15 protein-coding genes are annotated in these 17,307 nt (G+C 76.1%); 6 read left to right on the top strand and 9 right to left on the bottom strand.

Annotation, left to right across the window (positions count from 1 at the left end):
- Nucleotides 1-100 precede the first annotated feature (100 nt).
- From ACUN9U_RS09795 to ACUN9U_RS09785, 3 genes are all read right to left on the bottom strand, one after another.
- Complete coding sequence (locus ACUN9U_RS09795) at nt 101-1,054, bottom strand: carbohydrate ABC transporter permease (RefSeq protein ID WP_445484764.1); 954 nt, start codon at nt 1,052-1,054, stop codon at nt 101-103.
- Nucleotides 1,051-2,034: a carbohydrate ABC transporter permease gene (locus ACUN9U_RS09790; protein ID WP_445484763.1), complete on the bottom strand. Its 984-nt coding sequence runs from the start codon at nt 2,032-2,034 to the stop codon at nt 1,051-1,053. Before ACUN9U_RS09790 ends, ACUN9U_RS09795 begins: the two co-directional genes overlap by 4 nt.
- A 133-nt stretch (nt 2,035-2,167) precedes the next feature.
- A complete protein-coding gene (locus ACUN9U_RS09785; RefSeq protein ID WP_445484762.1) occupies nt 2,168-3,496 on the bottom strand; it encodes an ABC transporter substrate-binding protein in 1,329 nt (442 codons plus the stop codon).
- Between the two features lie 298 nt (nt 3,497-3,794).
- Between ACUN9U_RS09785 and ACUN9U_RS09780 the strand changes: the two genes are divergently transcribed.
- Nucleotides 3,795-5,102 carry an ROK family protein gene (locus ACUN9U_RS09780; protein ID WP_445484760.1) on the top strand — a complete coding sequence of 436 codons (1,308 nt, stop codon included), beginning with the start codon at nt 3,795-3,797 and terminating at the stop codon, nt 5,100-5,102.
- Nucleotides 5,103-5,168: 66 nt separating this feature from the next.
- On the opposite strand, the gene ACUN9U_RS09775 is transcribed toward ACUN9U_RS09780, so the two are convergent.
- The gene (locus ACUN9U_RS09775) at nt 5,169-6,116 is read right to left on the bottom strand and encodes a hypothetical protein (protein ID WP_445484759.1); all 948 of its coding nucleotides are present in this window, start codon (nt 6,114-6,116) and stop codon (nt 5,169-5,171) included.
- A gap of 62 nt (nt 6,117-6,178) precedes the next feature.
- Nucleotides 6,179-6,451: a DUF3072 domain-containing protein gene (locus tag ACUN9U_RS09770; RefSeq protein ID WP_445484758.1), complete on the bottom strand. Its 273-nt coding sequence runs from the start codon at nt 6,449-6,451 to the stop codon at nt 6,179-6,181.
- Between the two features lie 58 nt (nt 6,452-6,509).
- On the opposite strand from ACUN9U_RS09770, the gene ACUN9U_RS09765 reads away from it, so the two are divergent.
- Nucleotides 6,510-7,649: an NAD-dependent epimerase/dehydratase family protein gene (locus ACUN9U_RS09765; protein WP_445484757.1), complete on the top strand. Its 1,140-nt coding sequence runs from the start codon at nt 6,510-6,512 to the stop codon at nt 7,647-7,649.
- On the top strand, nt 7,649-8,305 hold the full coding sequence (locus tag ACUN9U_RS09760; protein ID WP_445484755.1) for a UdgX family uracil-DNA binding protein: 657 nt from the start codon (nt 7,649-7,651) through the stop codon (nt 8,303-8,305). Before ACUN9U_RS09765 ends, ACUN9U_RS09760 begins: the two co-directional genes overlap by 1 nt.
- A 4-nt stretch (nt 8,306-8,309) precedes the next feature.
- On the opposite strand, the gene ACUN9U_RS09755 is transcribed toward ACUN9U_RS09760, so the two are convergent.
- The 4 genes from ACUN9U_RS09755 to ACUN9U_RS09740 all read right to left on the bottom strand — a co-directional run bounded on the left by ACUN9U_RS09755 (nt 8,310) and on the right by ACUN9U_RS09740 (nt 11,285).
- On the bottom strand, nt 8,310-8,933 hold the full coding sequence (locus ACUN9U_RS09755; protein ID WP_445484754.1) for a DUF1684 domain-containing protein: 624 nt from the start codon (nt 8,931-8,933) through the stop codon (nt 8,310-8,312).
- Between the two features lie 47 nt (nt 8,934-8,980).
- A complete protein-coding gene (locus ACUN9U_RS09750) occupies nt 8,981-10,219 on the bottom strand; it encodes an App1 family protein (protein ID WP_445484753.1) in 1,239 nt (412 codons plus the stop codon).
- A 31-nt stretch (nt 10,220-10,250) separates the two neighbouring features.
- The gene (locus ACUN9U_RS09745; protein ID WP_445484773.1) at nt 10,251-10,595 is read right to left on the bottom strand and encodes an HNH endonuclease; all 345 of its coding nucleotides are present in this window, start codon (nt 10,593-10,595) and stop codon (nt 10,251-10,253) included.
- A gap of 132 nt (nt 10,596-10,727) precedes the next feature.
- Entirely contained in the window at nt 10,728-11,285 is a 558-nt protein-coding gene (locus ACUN9U_RS09740; protein WP_445484752.1) for a metallophosphoesterase family protein, read from the bottom strand.
- Between the two features lie 63 nt (nt 11,286-11,348).
- On the opposite strand from ACUN9U_RS09740, the gene serA reads away from it, so the two are divergent.
- From serA to ACUN9U_RS09725, 3 genes are all read left to right on the top strand, one after another.
- Entirely contained in the window at nt 11,349-12,590 is a 1,242-nt protein-coding gene (serA, locus tag ACUN9U_RS09735) for a phosphoglycerate dehydrogenase (RefSeq protein ID WP_445484751.1), read from the top strand.
- A 572-nt stretch (nt 12,591-13,162) separates the two neighbouring features.
- Entirely contained in the window at nt 13,163-16,219 is a 3,057-nt protein-coding gene (locus ACUN9U_RS09730) for an alpha/beta fold hydrolase (protein WP_445484750.1), read from the top strand.
- Nucleotides 16,216-17,052, top strand: coding sequence for an ABC transporter permease (locus tag ACUN9U_RS09725; RefSeq protein ID WP_445484749.1), 837 nt, complete (start codon nt 16,216-16,218; stop codon nt 17,050-17,052). Before ACUN9U_RS09730 ends, ACUN9U_RS09725 begins: the two co-directional genes overlap by 4 nt.
- Nucleotides 17,053-17,307: the final 255 nt, after the last annotated feature.

Genomic DNA, 17,307 nt, shown 5'->3' with positions numbered 1-17,307 from the left:
GGGGGGGGGGGGGGGGGGGGGGGGCCGGCCCCCCCGCCCCCCCCCCGGCCCGCCCCCCCGGGGGCCCCCCCCCCCCCCCCCCCCGCTGGGGCGCGAGCGCTCAGCCCTTGACGGAGCCCGCCGTCAGGCCGCGCACGAAGTACCGCTGGAGCGAGAGGAACACGATGATCGGCAGGATCATCGTGAAGAACGCGCCGGCGGTGAGCAGCTGGTCGCCCTGCCCCTGCTGCCCCAGCAGGGAGACCAGCGCGATGGTCAGGGGCTGGTTCGGCCCGGGACCGATGAAGATCAGCGCGACCAGCAGGTCGTTCCAGACCCACAGGAACTGGAAGATCGCGAAGGACGCCAGCGCGGGCACCGACATCGGGACGATGAGCTTCCAGAAGGTCTGGAAGTGGCTGGCGCCGTCGATCTTGGCGGACTCGATGACCTCCTTGGGCAGGGTGGCCATGTAGTTGCGGATGAGGTAGATGGCCAGGGACATGCCGAAGCCGATGTGCGCGCCCCACACCGCGATGAACTGCCCGTTGAGGCCGAGCTGGCCGTAGATGTTGAGGATGGGCGCGAACGCCACCTGCGCCGGCACGACGAGCAGGGCGACGACGATGATGAGCAGGGTGTTCCGCAGCGGGAACTCCATGAACGTGAAGGCGTACGCCGCGAAGGCCGCCACGAGGATCGGGATGATCGTCGCCGGGATGGAGATGGCCAGGGAGTTGACGAAGGCCTGGGCCATCGGCGCCCGCTCGAAGACGTCGGCGTAGTTCTGCACCGTCAGGCGGCTCAGCTGGGAGGGGCTCGTCAGCAGGCTCCACCAGCCGCTGGTGTTGGCGTCGTCGCGGGCGCGGAAGGACGTGACGGCCAGTCCGAAGATCGGCAGCACCCAGGCCAGGCACAGCAGCGCGAGGACGACGCGCACCCAGATCGGCGCGGGGGCGCCGACGTCGTCGCCGACGCCGGAGCGCGGCTTGCGCCGCTTGCGCAGGGCGACGTTGTCGGGGTCCGTGGTCCGGCCGGGGACCGGTGCCGGGGGGACGGTGGTCGACTGGCTCATCGCGCTGCCTCCTCGGCCCGGAACTGGCGGATCTGGTAGATGAGGAACGGGATGATGACGACCATGAGGATGACCACGATGGCCGAGGCCGCTCCGGCGTCGCGGGAGACGAACAGCGCCTGGTAGAAGTTCAGCGCGATGATGTTGGTGCCGAAGTTGCCGTTGGTCGCCACGTAGACCACGTCGAAGGTCTTCAGCACCCCGATGAGCACGGTGATGAACACCGTGAGCATCGTCGCCCGGATCTGCGGGATGACGATCGAGAAGAAGATCTTCCCCTCGCCCGCGCCGTCGATGCGCGCCGCCTCCAGGGTGTCGGTGGGCACGCCCTTGATCGCCGCGGAGAGCAGCACCATGGCGAAGCCGGCCTGGGTCCAGATGAGGATGACCATGAGCAGGAAGCTGTTGACCTTGCCGTCCTGCAGCTGGAGCCAGTTGACGGGGTCGCCCCCCAGCGCCGTCCAGACGGCGTTGAGCAGGCCCGTCTGGTTCTGCGTGGCGGGCTGCGCCCGGTAGATGAGCCCCCAGATGGCCACCGAGCCGACCGCGCTGATGGCCAGCGGCAGGAAGATCAGCGTCTTGGACAGCTTCTCGCCGGTGGGCCGGAGCCTGTCCGCCAGCGTGGCGATGAGCAGCCCGAAGACGATCGCGAAGCTGGGGACGATGAGGATCCACAGGAAGGTGTTGAACAGCGTCGTGCGGAACCCCGGGGAGGCGAACAGCGCCTGGTAGTTGGCGAGGCCGACCCACGCGGAGCTGTCCCGGTTGGCGAAGCTGTAGACGAAGGTCTGGACGAACGGGTAGATGAGGTAGAAGCCCAGGGCGGCGAAGGCCGGCAGGATGAAGACGTAGGGCTTGATGAGCTCCTGCGGCTTGCTGGGCAGCAGCTCGGTCAGCTTGTTGAGGATCCAGTACAGGACGACCGCGCCGATGACGCCGCCGACCACCGCGATGATCGCGTTCAAGATGGTGATGGTCATGGGACCTCCACGTCCGCTCGACCAGGTGGGTGGGCTGAGTGTGGTGGGGGCCCGCGGCTGGCGCCACCGGTCCCCGCAGCCGACGACGCCGGGCCCCTGGTGCAGGAGCCCGGCGTCGTCGGGCCGGAGCGCGTCAGCTGGTCGCGGGCCAGCTGGCCTCGATGTTGTCGAGCGCGGTCTGCTCGTCCTCGGACCCGGAGATCCAGGCGGTCATCTCGCGCCAGAAGGAGCCGGATCCCACCTCGCCGGGCATCTGGTCGGAGCCGTCGAAGACGAACGCCGTGGAGTCGTAGGCGAAGCCGGCCATCTGCTTGGTCAGCTCGTTGGGGTAGTTGTTCTGGTCGAAGTCCGTGCGCGGGGAGATGAACCCGTTGGCCTGCGCCCAGTCGGCGCCGAAGTCCGCCGACGCCATGTAGTTCATGATCTTCCGGGCGTCCTCGGTGTCGTTGAACATCGAGGCCAGGTCACCGCCGCCGAGGACCGGCTTGTCGGCCTCGGTCAGGCCCGGCATCGGGAAGACGCCGACGGTGTTGTCCAGGTCCTGCAGGACGGCGTCGGGGAAGCCGCCGTCGCGGGCCACGAAGTTGCCCTGCCGGTACATGTAGCAGGCCGGCGGGGTGTCGAACATCGGGTTGGCCGCGGTGGCGAAGTTGTTGCTGGCGATCGACTGCCGGCCGCCGTTGACGTTGCCCTCGGTGAGCAGCAGCTGGCTCATCGTGTCAGCGGCCTGGACCACGCTGGGGTCGTTGAAGGGGATCTCGTGCTGGACCCACTGGTTGTACACGTCGGGGCCGTTCTGGATGAGCATGAGGTTCTCGATCCAGTCCGTGGCCGGCCACCCGGTGGCCGCGGCCGACTCGATGCCGAAGCACCACGGCGCCGTCCCGGTGGCCTTGACCTGGTCGGTGAGCTGCTGCAGGCCGTCCAGCGTCGTGGGAGCGGCCAGGCCGGCCTGCTCGAAGGGGCCCTTGGGGTAGAAGACGATCGACTTGATGTTCAGGCTCATCGGCAGCGCGTACTGGTCGCCGTCGATCTGCCCGGCCTCGACGATGCCGGGGACCATGGCGTCGAGGTTGGCCTGGTCGACCACGTCACCCAGCGGCACCAGGTCCTGCTGGAAGGACCTCATGATGCCGGGCTGCGGGAAGATCGCGATGTCCGGCGCGCTGTTGCCCGTGACGCGGGTCGCGATGACGGTGTTGAAGTCCGGCGTGGGCTCGAACCTCACGGTGATGCCCTCGGCCTCGGCGAACTTGTTGATCTCCGCCTGGAACTGGTCCGAGCTCGAGTCCGTGAAGCCGTACATGATCGTCACGGTGCCGTCGTCGTTGCCGCCGCCACCACCACCGCCGCCACCGCCGCCCCCGCCGGACTGCTGCAGGCAGCCGGCGGTCAGCACGGTGACGAGACCGGCGGTGAGCAGCGCGCCGGCGGCGCGACCCTGACGTGACCTGATGCGCATCGTGTGGGCTCCTTCGTCCACTCGGCGGCCCCGCACCGACCTGCGGGGCCCACGGTGGGCTCGCGCCCACCACTGATCGCAGAGTTTCGACCCACACGCTCCGGCGCGTCAACCGGAAAGCCGGACCACCCGTGCCCCGGGATGTTCGGGTCTGTGGGTTTCGGTGCGGAACCGCCTGTTCGTGACCTCGCCGTGACCTGGCCGTGTCCAGACCGTGTCCCGAGCCGTCTCTCCCGCGGTTGACCCGGCCCCCGTCCGCTGGCACCTTGGGCCCCCGCACGACGGGACGAGGAGGTCCGTGGACGCGTCCAGCACGGCCCCCGGCCCTCCGCCCACCCGCGGAGCGCTCGGGCGGGTGCCCCGTGCGCCGCGCCTGGCGGCCCCCCCGGCTCCCGGCGCGCCCGCGCGCACGCCGGCCGCCGGTCCCCCCGCCCAGCCCGACCCCGCGGCTGCGGGCGCCGTCCACGACGTCGCCGTCGAGGTGCTGCGCCACGGCCCCCTGCCCCGCAGCCAGCTCGCGCGCCGCCTCGGGCTGTCGGCCGGCAGCCTCACGCGCCTGTCCAAGCCGCTCATCGCCAGCGGCCTGCTGGTCGAGGCGCCCCCGGCGGCCGACCCCGAGACGCGCCGGCCCACGCGCCCGCTCGACGTCCCCGCCGACCGCCACCGCTTCATCGGGGTGGACGTCACCGGCGACACCGCCTGGGGCGTCGTCACCGACCTGCGCGCCCAGGTGCTCGCCCGCGAGGACGCCCCGCTGCCCGACACCTCCCCCGCCGCCGTGGCCGACGCCACGGCCCGGCTGGTCACCGCGCTGGCCGCCGGGTCGGGCGGCGTCGCGGCCGTCGACGAGGTCGGCGTCAGCCTCGACGGCCACGTCGACGCCGGCGGCGTCGTGCGGCGCGCCCGCGTCCTGGGGTGGCGCACGCCGGTGGACCTGCGCTCCGCGCTGGCCGAGCGCCTCGGGCGGCGCGTCGTCGTGGGCAACGGGATGCAGGCCTTCACGCGCACCGAGCACTGGTTCGGTGAGGGGCGGGCCACGAGGTCCTTCGCGGTGCTCGCCGTCGGCGCGGGCGTCGGCTACGGCCTGGTGGTGCACGACCGGGTGGTCGAGACCCCCGACACGGCCCTGCACCTGGTCGGGCACCACCGGCTCGACAGCTCGGGGCCGCGCTGCCCCTCGGGGCACCGCGGGTGCGCGACCTCGCTGCTGACCCTGCCCGCTCTCGAGGCCGCCGGGACCCTGGCCCTGGGGCGCCCGGTGACGGCCGCGCAGCTGGTGTCGCTGGCCGTCGCCGGCGACCCCGTGGCGCAGCTGGTGGTCGACGACGCCGCGCACCACCTCGGGGCGCTGGTCGCCGCGGTCGCCGCCTTCACGGCCGTCGAGCGGGTGCTCCTGACCGGCGACGCCGTGGGCGTCGCGACCGCCGGGCGCGCCGCGCTGGTGGAGGCCCTGCACACCAGCAGGGACCCGGAGGCCTCCCCCGTGGACCTCGTGGTCCGCAGCGACGACTCCTCCGCCTGGGGCCGCGGGGCCGCCGGCATGGCGGTGCAGGCCTACGTGGCCGGCCCGGAGTGGCTGGCGATGGAGGCCGACGAGGCGGTCTGACCCGCCCCGCGGGAGCCGAGCCGTCGGTCGGCGGGCCGGGTCAGCGGGCCGGCTCAGCGGACCGGGTCAGCGGACCGGGCCCCGCCGCCGACCGGTGAGCTCGAGCAGCTCCGCGAGGCCGCCCCGCTGCGAGGACCCCGCGAGCGCAGCCGAGGCCGGCCAGGCGCGCACGTGCTGCAGGGCGCACGCGACGACCGCTGGGTCGAGCGCAGCACCCGGGTCGGCCGCCCCGGAGGCGGCGGCGGCGTCCCAGGTGGCTCCGGCGAGGTCCACGAGCACTCCGCTCGCCCCCGCCTCGGCGACCGCCGAGGGGTCGGTGACCTCGGCGACCGCGGAGGGGTCGGCGCCCTCGGCGCCGGTGGGCCGGCCCGCCGCCCCGGATCCGGCGCCGCCCTCCAGGGAGCGGGTCCACGCCTCGAGCAGCACCGCCAGGGCGCCGCGCCAGCTGCTGGCCGGGTCGGCCCCGAGCCCGCCGACCGCGCCTGCGACGACGTCGGCCACGGTCAGGACCCCGCCGGGGGGCGTGGCCGACCACGCGGCGGCGGGCAGCGGCGCGAGCACGGCCGCCAGCCCGCCGGCCGCCACCGGCAGCAGCTGGCGGGCGGTGGTGGCGCGCAGCGCCAGCAGCGCCAGGGCGTAGGCCTCCTCGGCGTCCTCGGCGGCGGTGGTGACCTCGGCGCCGCCCTCGCGGCGGGTGGTGACGCCCCAGGTCCCGCCGCCCGCCCCCAGGGGACGCAGCGACACCATGGCGGCGCCGAGGTGCTCGCGCAGCTGCCCCTCGCGGGGCAGCCACAGCACCTCGGCGGCGTCGACGCTGTCGAGGGCCCACTCCGTGGTGCCGTTGAAGCCGAGCACCTGGCCGGAGGGGAGGTCGTGGGCCTCGATGGTCATGTCCGAGACGACGAAGACGACGTCGTCCATCTCACGGTCGGGGATGACGAACCTGTCCCCCTTCGCGGGGCGCCACTGCAGGCCCGTCTCGCGCAGGGCGCGCGCCGTCGTCGTCGAGGTCACGACGGGGAGCCTGCCACGCCGCCGGCGGCGCGACCCGGGCGAGCGCGGGCGCGCCGGAGGGGTCAGCCCTCCGAGACCCTCGAGCTGCGCTGCTTCAGCTCGTCGATCATCTCCGAGGCGTGCGCCTTGCTGAGGCCGTCGGGCACCTGCTCGCCGGCCTCGGTGGCCAGCGTGCTCAGGTAGCTGAGCTGGGCGCCGGTGGCGGGCTCGTCCCCGGTGACCCAGGTCTCGGGGTCCTTGACCGCCGTGGGGTCGGCCTGGGAGCCGGTGCCGGCCTGCTCGGGGGTGGTGCGGGCGTGGTCGTGCGAGCTCTGGGCGGGGGTCTGTTCGGTCATGTGTCCGAACCTACGGCGCCGGGTCGCGGTGCGCGCGCCGGCGTGGTCGGCTCGCTGCATGGCCTCCTCCCCCGGCCCCGCCACCGCCTCCCGCGGCTCCGGCCGGGCCCCGCGCCGGGTGCTCGTCACCGGCGCCACCGGCAACGTGGGCACGGCGCTGCTGCGCCGGCTCGCCCGCGAGGGCGTCGCGGTCTCCGGCGTCGCCCGGCGGACCCCGGCCGCGGGCCCCGCGGCGCAGCGCTCCCCGGGCGCCCCGGTGCGCTGGCACGGGGTCGACCTGGCGGCCCCGTGGGCGACCGGCGCGCTGCGCGAGGCCATGGAGGGCGTCGACGCCGTCGTCCACCTGGCGTGGCGCATCCAGCCCAGCCACGACCGGGCGGCCATGCGCGCGGTGAACATCGACGGCACGCGGGCGGTGCTCACCGCGGCCCGGGAGGCCGGCGTGCCGCACCTGGTGCACGCCTCCTCCACCGGGGTGTACGCACCCGTGCCGGACCCGCTGCGCAAGCCCGTGGTCGACGAGTCCTGGCCGCGCACCGGCGTGGCGACCTCCGGCTACAGCCAGGACAAGGTCGGCGCCGAGGACCTCCTCGACGTCGCCGAGCAGCAGCCGGGCTCCCCGGCGCTCGCGCGGGTGCGGCCGGGTCTCGTCCTGCAGCGCGAGGCCGGCGCGGAGATCGCCCGCTACTTCGGCGGCCCCCTGCTGCCCACCGGGGTGCTGGGGGGCGTGGGGCCGCGGCGCACCCGCGTGCTGCCGCTGCTGCCGCTGCCGGACGCCTTCGTGGCACCCGTCGTGCACGCCGACGACCTGGCCGACGGCCTGTGGCACCTCCTGTCCGCCGGGCCCGAGCGCGCCACCGGCGCCTACAACGCCGCCGCCGACGACGCCCTGCGCCCCGACGACCTCGCCGAGGGGCTGGGCGCCCGGCGCCGCGTGCGCGCACCGGTCTCGCTGCTGCGGTCGGCGGCCGGCGCCTCCTGGCGCGCCCGCCTGCAGCCCACCGACCCCGGCTGGGTGGACCTGGCCGCCGGCACGCCCCTGCTGGACTGCTCGCGCCTCAAGGCCCTCGGGTGGAGGCCGACGACGACGGCGAGGGCGGCGCTGGACGACCTCGTCGCCGGCATGCGCTCCGGCGAGGGGGGCCCGACGCCCGTGCTGGCCGGCCGCGGCCCGCTGCGCGGCAGGGTCGCCGTCTGATGGCGGGGACGGCGGAGCCCGTGGAGCGCCCGGGCGCGCAGCAGTGGGTGCCCGAGCACCCCGACGGCGTGGACGCCCTGCGCGCCGCGGCGCCGGCGTGCCGGGGGTGCGAGCTGTGGGAGCCCGCCACCCAGGTGGTCTTCTCCGCGGGCAACGCCCGCGCCGCCGTGGCGCTGGTCGGCGAGCAGCCCGGGGACTCCGAGGACCGGCGCGGCATCCCCTTCGTCGGGCCCGCCGGGCAGCTGCTCCAGCGGGCGCTGGAGGAGGCCGGGCTGGCCCGCGACCAGGTCTACGTGACCAACGCGGTCAAGCACTTCAGGTTCACGCCGCGGGGGAACCGGCGCATCCACGCCACCCCCGAGGCCGCGCACATCACCGCCTGCAAGCCGTGGCTGGCCGAGGAGCTGCGCCTGGTGGACCCGCGCGTCGTCGTCCTGCTCGGGGCCACCGCCGCCAAGGCGCTGCTCGGGCCGGCGGTGCGCATCGGCAAGGACCGCGGCCACCCCATCGAGCGCGAGACGACGCGGGGCCTCCGGACCTTCTTCGTGACCACCCACCCCTCGGCGGTGCTGCGCACCCCCGAGGACGCCCGCGACGCCGCCTACGCCGCGCTGGTGGACGACCTGAGGGCCGTGGCCGCGCTGGTCGCCGCCTGAGGCCTCAGGCCAGCTCGCCGGCCTCCACGGCCACCCCCAGGCGGTTGCCGGGCGGGGCGAGCGGGCACGCCCACCCCGGGTCGTAGGCGCACGAGGGGTTGTAGAGGAAGTTCAGGTCGAGCACCAGCTGCTGGGGTGAGCCGGGCACCGCGCCGAGGTCGGCGCCCTTGACGGTGTCGAGCAGGTAGCGCCCCCCGCCGTAGCTGCTGGTGCCCGAGGAGCCGTCGCGCACCGGCAGCCACACCCCGCCGCCGTAGCCGGACAGCCACCACAGGTCCAGGGTGCCCAGCGGCGTCGCGGCGCGGCCCAGGCGCGTGAAGACCACCTCGCCGTCGGTCCCGGTGGTGACGCGCAGCTCGTGGCCCGGCTCGGTGGGGTCAGCGGGCTCCACGGCGGCGGCCAGGCGCAGGTCGGGGTCGTAGGGAGCCACGGGCAGCCCGGTGCGCCGGCGCGGGTCGTCGGGCAGCAGGGGGGTGTCGGGGTGGGTGGCGTAGAGCTCGTCGCGGGCGGCGCGCCACAGGTCGTGCGCGGCGCGCGGGGACTCCTGCGCCGCGGTCCGGCGCACGTCGGCGTACAGCTGCGCCACCCGCCGGCGGTAGTCGAGCAGGCTGAGCGATCCGGTCCCCACGCCGACCACTGTGGCGGCCGCAGGGCCGTGATCACGACCCGGGGGGGTCAGTGGACGGGGGCGGTCTCCTCCGGGGGCAGCCACACCTGCCGCGCCAGCGGCACCCCCGCCTGGCGCAGCTGGTGGGCCAGGCCCACCCCGTCCGGCGCCCGCACCTCCGGCACCGCCGCCACCACGCCCGAGCGCGCCGAGCCCGAGACGGGCACGGGCAGCACGTGGGCCAGGACCTGCTCGGCGGCCGTCAGCTGCCGGATGGCCACCGCGCGCACGTGCTGGGAGTGCTCGCGGGCGAACTCCCCGTAGATCTCGGGGTCGTGCTGGCCGTCGTCGCCGACCAGCAGCCAGCGCACGTGCGGCAGCTCCTGCGCCAGGCGCCGCAGCGCCGCCCGCTTGTGCTCCTGCCCGCTGCGGAACCAGCCGGTGTTGGTGGGCCCCCAGTCGGTCAGCAGCAGCGGCCCGGGCGGGTAGCCGTGGCGCAGCATGAACCTCGCGATGGTCGGCGCCGCGTTCCAGGCGCCGGTGGACAGGTAGAGCACCGGCGTGCCCTCGTGGGCCTGCACGGCCGAGGTGAGCAGGTCGGCCATCCCGGGCACGGGGCTGCGGGCCTGCTCGTGCAGCACGAAGGTGTTCCACGCCGCGATGAGGGGGCGGGGCAGCGAGGTGACCATCACGGTGTCGTCGATGTCGGAGACCACCCCGTCGCGCTGGTCGGCGCTGACCACCGTGACGCGCGCGGTGGAGGGCGTGCCGGTGCGCTCGTCGGCGTCGGCCCGTCCGGGCGGGGCGGTGGAGAAGGTGACGTCGTGCACGCCGGGCGGCAGGTCGGAGGGCACCCGCGCGTCGAGGTAGCCACCGCGCTCGGAGACCAGGCGGTGCACCTGGTCTCCCACCGCGACCCACACCGCCACGCCCTCGACGGGCGCGGAGATGAAGGCCCGCCAGCCGCGCAGCGCCGTCAGCGCCCGCTCCTTGAGCTGGTCGCGGTCCAGCGGGCCGACCCAGTCGCGCAGCGCCACCGGGTCGTACGGGCCCTCGGGCACCGGCGAGCCGTCCCCGCCCGCGTCCTGCTCGGGCGGCCGGGTGGCCAGCACGCGCCCGAGCACGCGCACCCAGCCCTCACCGCCGTAGGAGGCGTACCCGAGCACCCGCGGCGTCCAGCCGCGGCGGCGCAGGTGGGTGGCGAGGAGCTTGTTGAGGCGGTCCTCCACGCGCGCGGCCGTGTGGCGGACGCGGACGTGCTCGGCGCGGTGCTCGGCCGGGGGCTGGGCGGCGGGTGCCGGGCTCACGCTCAGCGAGTCTGCCAGCCCGCCGCCGGGCTCACCCCTCGCCGCCGCCCATCCTCGCCAGCCGGCGGCGCTGGGCGGCCAGGTAGGGCCGGGCGCGGCGCTGGCCGCCGCGGTCGCCCACCGCCCCGTCCAGGGCGTCCAGCGCCGCGCGCACGGCAGCGGCGTCGGGGTGCCAGCCCCGCCGCTCGCACTCGGCGAACCAGTCGGCCGGGGTGGTGTGCCCGCGCTGGCCGTTGCAGCGCGAGCAGGCCGCCACCTCGTTCTCCGGCCAGCTGGGACCGCCCTTGACGCGCGGCACGAGGTGGTCGGTGGTGGCCGCCACCAGCGGCCCGAAGTCGCGGCCGCACCACAGGCACCGCCCGTGCTGGCGGGCCACCGCGAGCGCGAGCCGCTCGGCGCGGCCCGCCTGGTGGTGGCCCGCCGGGTGGTCGCCCGCCGGGTGGTGGCCCGCCGGGTGGTGGCCGGGCCCGGGGGCGCCCCGCCCGGTCGCTGCTCGCACGCGGGGTCCTTACCCGGCGGGGGTCGGCCCACGCAGCGGCAGGCGGTGCAGGACGACGTCGCGCAGCACGCCCGGCTGCCGGGCGTCGGCCACGGCGGTGAGGTAGGTGCAGGCGGGCTGGCGGCGCCGGTCGGTGGGCGAGCCGGGGTTGAGCAGCCTCATCGCCCTGCCGTCGGGGCGCTGGGCGGTGCTGTCCCAGGGGATGTGGCTGTGGCCGAAGACGAGGACGTCGACGTCGGGGAAGGCGGCCGCGCAGCGCCGCTCGCGCCCGCCGGCGGCTCCGGTCTCGTGGACGACGGCCAGCCGCAGCCCCTCGACGTCGGCGCGGGCCACCTCGGGCAGCCGGGCGTGCAGCGCGGGACCGTCGTTGTTGCCGGCCACCCCCAGCAGGCGGGCCCCGGCGGCGGCGCAGCGGGCCTGCAGGTCGTCCAGGACGGCCTCGCCCACCCAGTCCCCGGCGTGCACGACGAGGTCGGCGGCGTCCACGGCGGCGAGCACCTGCTCGGGCAGGGCGCGGGCGCGCACGGGCACGTGGGTGTCGGCGAGCAGCAGCAGACGGGTGGGCACCCGCCATCCTGGCCCCGCCGGCGGTGGGGGGCGCGTCCGGACGGTGCGGCAGGATGGACGCCCGTGACCGCCAGCACCGCGAGCGCGACCCGCGCCGGATCCCGGGGCGCCGCGTCGGCGCTCCTCCTGGAGAACATCCACCCGCTCGCCGTCGACGTGCTCGGCAGGGCCGGGGTGCCGGTGCAGCAGCGCCCCGGTGCGCTGTCCGAGGCCGAGCTGGTCGCGGCCCTGCCCGGGGTCACCCTCCTGGGCATCCGGTCCACCACGCACGTCACGGAGGCCGTCCTGGACGCCGCGCCCGACCTGGAGGCCATCGGCGCCTTCTGCATCGGCACCAACCAGATCGACCTCGAGGCCGCCGCCGCCCGCGGCGTCGCGGTGTTCAACGCCCCGTTCTCCAACACGCGCTCGGTGGTGGAGCTGGTCATCGCCGAGGTGATCGCGCTGACGCGCCAGCTGACGGTGTTCGACTCCGCGCTGCACGCCGGGGTGTGGCAGAAGTCGGCGGCCGGCTCCCACGAGGTGCGCGGGCGGACGCTGGGGATCATCGGCTACGGCAACATCGGCAGCCAGCTGTCGGTGGTGGCCGAGGCGCTCGGCATGCGGGTGGTCTTCTACGACACCGCGGAGAAGCTGGCCATGGGCAACGCCGTGCGCCTGTCGAGCATGGAGGAGGTGCTCGCGCTCGCCGACGTCGTGACCCTGCACGTGGACGGCCGCGCCGGGAACGGCGGCCTGTTCGGCGCCGACCAGTTCGCGGCCATGAAGCCGGGGGCCATCTTCCTCAACCTCTCCCGCGGCTTCGTGGTGGACCACGGCGCGCTGCGCGACCACCTGGTCTCCGGCCACCTGGCCGGCGCCGCCGTCGACGTCTTCGCCAACGAGCCCCGGCGCAACGGCGACCCCTTCGACTCCCGCCTGCGGGGGCTCCCGAACACGATCCTGACCCCGCACGTGGGGGGCTCGACCGAGGAGGCGCAGGAGGACATCGGCAGGTTCGTGGCCGGCAAGCTGCGCGACTACGCAGCGCACGGCAGCACCTCGCTGGCGGTCAACCTGCCCCAGGTCATCACCGACGCAGGCCACGGCACCCGGCTGGGGCACCTGCACCAGAACGTGCCCGGCGTGCTCGCCACCGTGAACTCGGTGCTGGCCCGGCACGGCGTGAACATCGTCGGGCAGTCGCTGACCACGCGGGGGCAGCTGGGCTACGTGGTCACCGACGTGGCCAGCCGCGTCGAGCAGGCCGTGCTGGCCGAGCTGGAGGCCATGCCGGAGACGGTGCGCCTGCGCGTGCTCAGCTGACACCGGTTCCCGCCCGACGCCCGGCCGGGGACGGCGAGGGCCCGTGCGCTCCCAGCGCACGGGCCTTTCGCCACCCACCGCCGCGGAGGCGGCGCGGAGGTCAGACGCGGACGCGGCGCGGGTTGGCCAGCGGCGTCCAGTCGGGCTGCTGCTCGACCGGGTGCTCGTCGGTGCGCGCGTCGTCGGTGGGGGTGGTGGCGGCGGTGCTCGGTGCCATGTCGTGCCTCCGGGTCTCGGGTGGGCCAGCGGCGCAGGGTGGTCTCGGGCGGTGGGCCGGCGGTTCTCGCCGGGCTCCACCGGTCCGCGGTGGTGCTGGAGCCAGCACAGCGCCGGTGGTGCAGGAGTTGTTCCCCGGCCCTGTCGGCGTGCCTGGCAGGTCACCCATGGTCACCGCGAACGCCGGTGGGCGCCACCCCCGCGGGCGCGATCGGGCCCTCAGGCTGCTGCATCGTGACGGACGCCACAGGACAGCGGTGACATCCGGTGACTCACGGTGACGACCCGGTGACGACGACGCACCGGTCGCGGTGGGCCTGCGCGCCGGAGGGCCGATCGCAGGGCATGCTCTCGACGTGGCGCGATCATCGGTCGGGGGCCCGGCCGGAGCGCCGGTGCCGCACGGGGTGCTGTCGACCCGCGGGGTCCGCCGCCCGCGGCCCGGGCGCCTCGTGGCCGCGGCGGCCGCGCTGCTGGTGGCGCTCGGGGGCCTGGCCGGTACTGCGGTCGGGGCGGCCCGGCCCGCCAGCGCGGGCACCGGCAGCCCCAGCCCCAGCCCCAGCGCGAGCGGCAGCTCCCCGGACGGCGTCCGCGAGGAGGTGCTCTCCGTGCCCGTGGGTGCTGAGACCGGCGGGGAGCAGGTGGCGCTCGACGCGACGCTGTACGCGCCGGACGACGCCGGCCGCACCTCCCCGGTGCCGGCGGTGGTGCTGGCCCACGGCTTCGGGGGCTCCAAGACCGACCTGACGGGTCAGGCGAGGGCGCTGGCGGCGGAGGGCTACGCCGCGCTGGCGTACACGGCCCGCGGCTTCGGCGCCTCCGGCGGCGCCGTGCACCTGGACGACCCCGACTACGAGGTCGCGGACGCCCGCGCCCTGGTCGACCTGCTCGCCCAGCGCCCGGAGGTGGCCCTGGACGCCCCGGGCGACCCGCGCGTCGGCGTGGCGGGCGCCTCCTACGGGGGCGCCGTGGGGCTGCTGCTCGCCGGGACCGACCCGCGCGTGGACGCCGTCGCCTCGGGCATCACGTGGTCCGACCTGTCCACCGCCCTCGACCCGCAGGCGGCGCAGGGGCAGGCCGGCGGCGTCTTCAAGGCCGGGTGGGCCTCGCAGCTGCTGACGAGCCTCACCGGCAGCGCCCTGGCCGGCGCGGCACCGGCCGGTGGTGCGGGCGCGGGTGCGGCGGGCGCTGGCCTGGACGCCTCTGCCGCTGCCTGCGGGCGCCTGGCCCCGGACCTGTGCCGCGGCTACCTGCAGGCGGCCGAGACCGGCGTCGTGCCCGACGCCCTGCGCGAGCAGCTCGCGCGCTCCGCGCCGGCCGCGGTGCTGGCCGGCAGCCGCGCCGCCGTCCTCCTGGTGCAGGGGGAGGGCGACTCCCTGTTCGGCCTGGGAGACTCCCTGGCCAACGCCGAGGCGGCGCGGCGCTCCGGCGCCCCGGTGGCGGTGGCCTGGGTGGGCGGCGGCCACGACGGCGGCTTCGACGGCGCGGCCTTCGAGGACCGGGCGTCGGCGTGGTTCGGCGAGCACCTGCGCGACGGGCCGGCGGACCCGGGCGCGGGCTCCGGGGAGCAGGCTGCGCCGACGCCGCCCTTCTCGGTGGCCGTCCCGCGCCAGAGCCTCTTCGGCGGTCAGGGTGGCGGGCAGGGCGGCGGCCAGAGCGGTCAGGCAGGCGGCGGTGCCGCGCCGGAGGAGCGCACGCTGGAGTCGGTGCCGCCGCTCACGGGCACCGCGCAGCGGCTCGCACTCGCCCCGGCGCCGCTCCCCGGCCAGCAGGGACAGCCGGACCAGCAGGACCAGCCGGCGGGTCCGGCGCTGGTCCTCTCCCCCGCCGGTGGGCGCCCGGCGGCGATGACCGCGCTGCCGGGCATCGGCGACGTCGCCTCCCTGGTCGGCCTGGCAGCCGGTGGCGGCTTCAGCACGGCGGTGCTGCCCGGCCAGGCCGCCGTCTTCGAGACCGAGCCGCTCGAGCAGCCGCTGACGCTGCTGGGCGCCTCGCAGGTGCGGCTCTCGGTCACCTCGAACACCGACGACGCGGTGCTCTTCGCCTCGCTGTCCGACGTCAGCCCCGACGGCAGCACCGCGCTGCCCTCCGGCCTGGTCGCACCGCTGCGGGTGTCCACCGCCCCCGGCCGGCCCACCACCGTCGACGTGGTGCTGCCCGCGGTGGTCCGCGACGTCGCCGCAGGCCACCGCCTGCGCCTGGTGGTGGCCACCACCGACTCCGCCTACGCCGTGCCCACCGACCCCCGCGTCTACGCCGTCGCGCTGGCCGGTGACCAGCAGCTGGCGGTGGCGGCGGCTCCCGCCTCGGCCAGCGAGCCCTCCGGGGACTCCCTGGACGTGCCCTGGGCGCACGTGCTCGCCCTGGCCGGCGTGGTGCTGGCGGTGCTCGCGCTCGCGCTGGTGGACGCCGCCCGCCGTCGTCGTCGAGCCGGCGCCGCCGGCGCTGCCGGGCACGAGGCCCCGGCGCAGGCGCCGGAGGGTCCCGAGGACGACGTGGTGCTGCGGGTGCGGGACCTGGAGAAGGTCTACGGGGACGGGTTCCGCGCCGTCGACGGGGTGTCCTTCACGGTCCGCCGCGGGCAGGTGGTCGGCCTGCTGGGTCCCAACGGCGCCGGCAAGACCACCACGCTGCGCATGCTCATGGGGCTGCTGCGGCCCACCGCCGGGTCGCTGGAGGTGCTGGGGCAGCGGGTGCGGCCCGGCTCGCCGGTGCTGGCGAGGGTCGGGGCGCTCGTGGAGGGGCCCGGCTTCCTGCCGCACCTGTCGGGGATGGCCAACCTGCGGCTGTTCTGGGCCTCCACGGGGCGCCCGGAGGCCGACGCGCGCTTCGAGGAGGCCCTGGAGGTGGCCGGGCTCGGCGACGCCGTGCACCGGCGCGTGCGCGGCTACAGCCAGGGCATGCGGCAGCGCCTCGGCATCGCGCAGGCCATGCTGGGGTTCCCCGACCTCCTCGTGCTCGACGAGCCGACCAACGGCCTGGACCCGCCGCAGATCACCGCCATGCGCCAGGTGCTGCGCGACTACGCCGCGACCGGCCGCACCGTGCTGGTCTCCTCCCACCTGCTCTCGGAGGTGGAGGCCACCTGCAGCCACGCGGTGGTCATGGCGCGCGGGAAGGTGCTGGCCGCGGGGTCGGTGGCGGAGCTGGTGGCCGGCTCCGGCGAGGTGCTCATCAGCGTGGGCGAAGGGCAGGTGGACCGGGCCGTGACCGTGCTGGGGCGGGCGCTGGGGCGCGACGACGACGGCGGCCGGGTGCTCGGCGTGCGCGACGGCGGGGTGCTCGTGGCCCCGGGGGCGTCCGGGACGGGCGGGCTGGTCGCCGCGCTCGTGGAGGACGGCGTGCGGGTGGACCTCGTGGTGCCCCAGCGGCACCTGGAGGAGGTCTTCCTCGAGCTGGTGGCAGCCCCGTGAGCGCCGCCGCGCCGGACCGGGCCGCGGGGCGGGCGCTGCCGCTGCGCGTCGAGGTGGCCCGCCAGCTCTCGCGCCGCCGCACCCGCTGGGTGGGGGTGCTCGTGGTGGCCCTGCCGCTGCTGCTCGTGGGCGCCTTCGCCCTGGGCGGCGAGGACGACGGCGGCACGTCCTTCGTCGACCTGGCCACCTCCAGCGCCGTCAACTTCGCGGTGTTCGCGCTGCTGGCGGCCTCGGGCTTCCTCTTCGTCGTCCTGGTCGCGCTCTTCGCGGGCGACACGGTGGCGGCCGAGGCCAGCTGGTCCTCGCTGCGCTATCTGCTGGCCGCGCCCGTGGGCCGCCGCCGGCTGCTCGCGGTGAAGGCGGTGGTCGCGGCCGTGTCCTCGACCCTGGGGATCGTGGCGTTCATCGCCGTGTGCCTGCTGGTGGGCGCGGTGGCCTACGGGTGGGGGCCGCTGACCAGCCCGCTGGGCGACGCGCTCGGCGCCGGGCAGGCGCTGGGACGGCTGGGGATGGCGACGGCGTACGTCGTCGTCCAGCTGACCTGGGTGGGGGCGCTGGCGTTCTGGCTGGGCACCCGCACCGACGCCCCGCTGGGCGCGGTGGGCGGGGCGGTGCTGGCCAACATCCTCTCGGCGATCCTCGCCTCCATCACCGCGCTGGGCGACCTGCGCGCCTGGCTGCCCACCTACGACGCCGGTGCGTGGACGGCGCTGCTGCAGCCCGCGGTGGTGTGGGACGACCTGGTCCGCGGGCTGGCGACCTCGCTCGTGCTCACGGTGGTCTTCGGGGTGCTCGCGGTCATCGGCTTCGAGCGCAAGGACGTCACCAGCTGACCTCCCCTGCAGGGGACCACCCCTGCGAGCCCCCAACCCCGTGACGATCAAGGGGCTCCGCGCCACCACCGGCGCACGGAGTCCGTGGACGTGGCGCTCAGGTGCGTGATCGTGGTCGTGGTGGGGGCGGCTGGGGAGCCTGACGTCCGGTGGGCAGGCTGAGTCCCGGGTCCGGGCCGGGAAGCGGACCCCAGGCTCCCCACCGGACGTGAGGCTGCCCACGGGACGGAGCGGCCGTGGCGCAGGCTTCCTTGA

This window comes from Quadrisphaera sp. KR29, assembly GCF_052644995.1.
The sequence above is the reverse complement of the archived record's forward strand: the minus strand, read 5'-3'. Positions and strand labels throughout refer to the sequence as shown.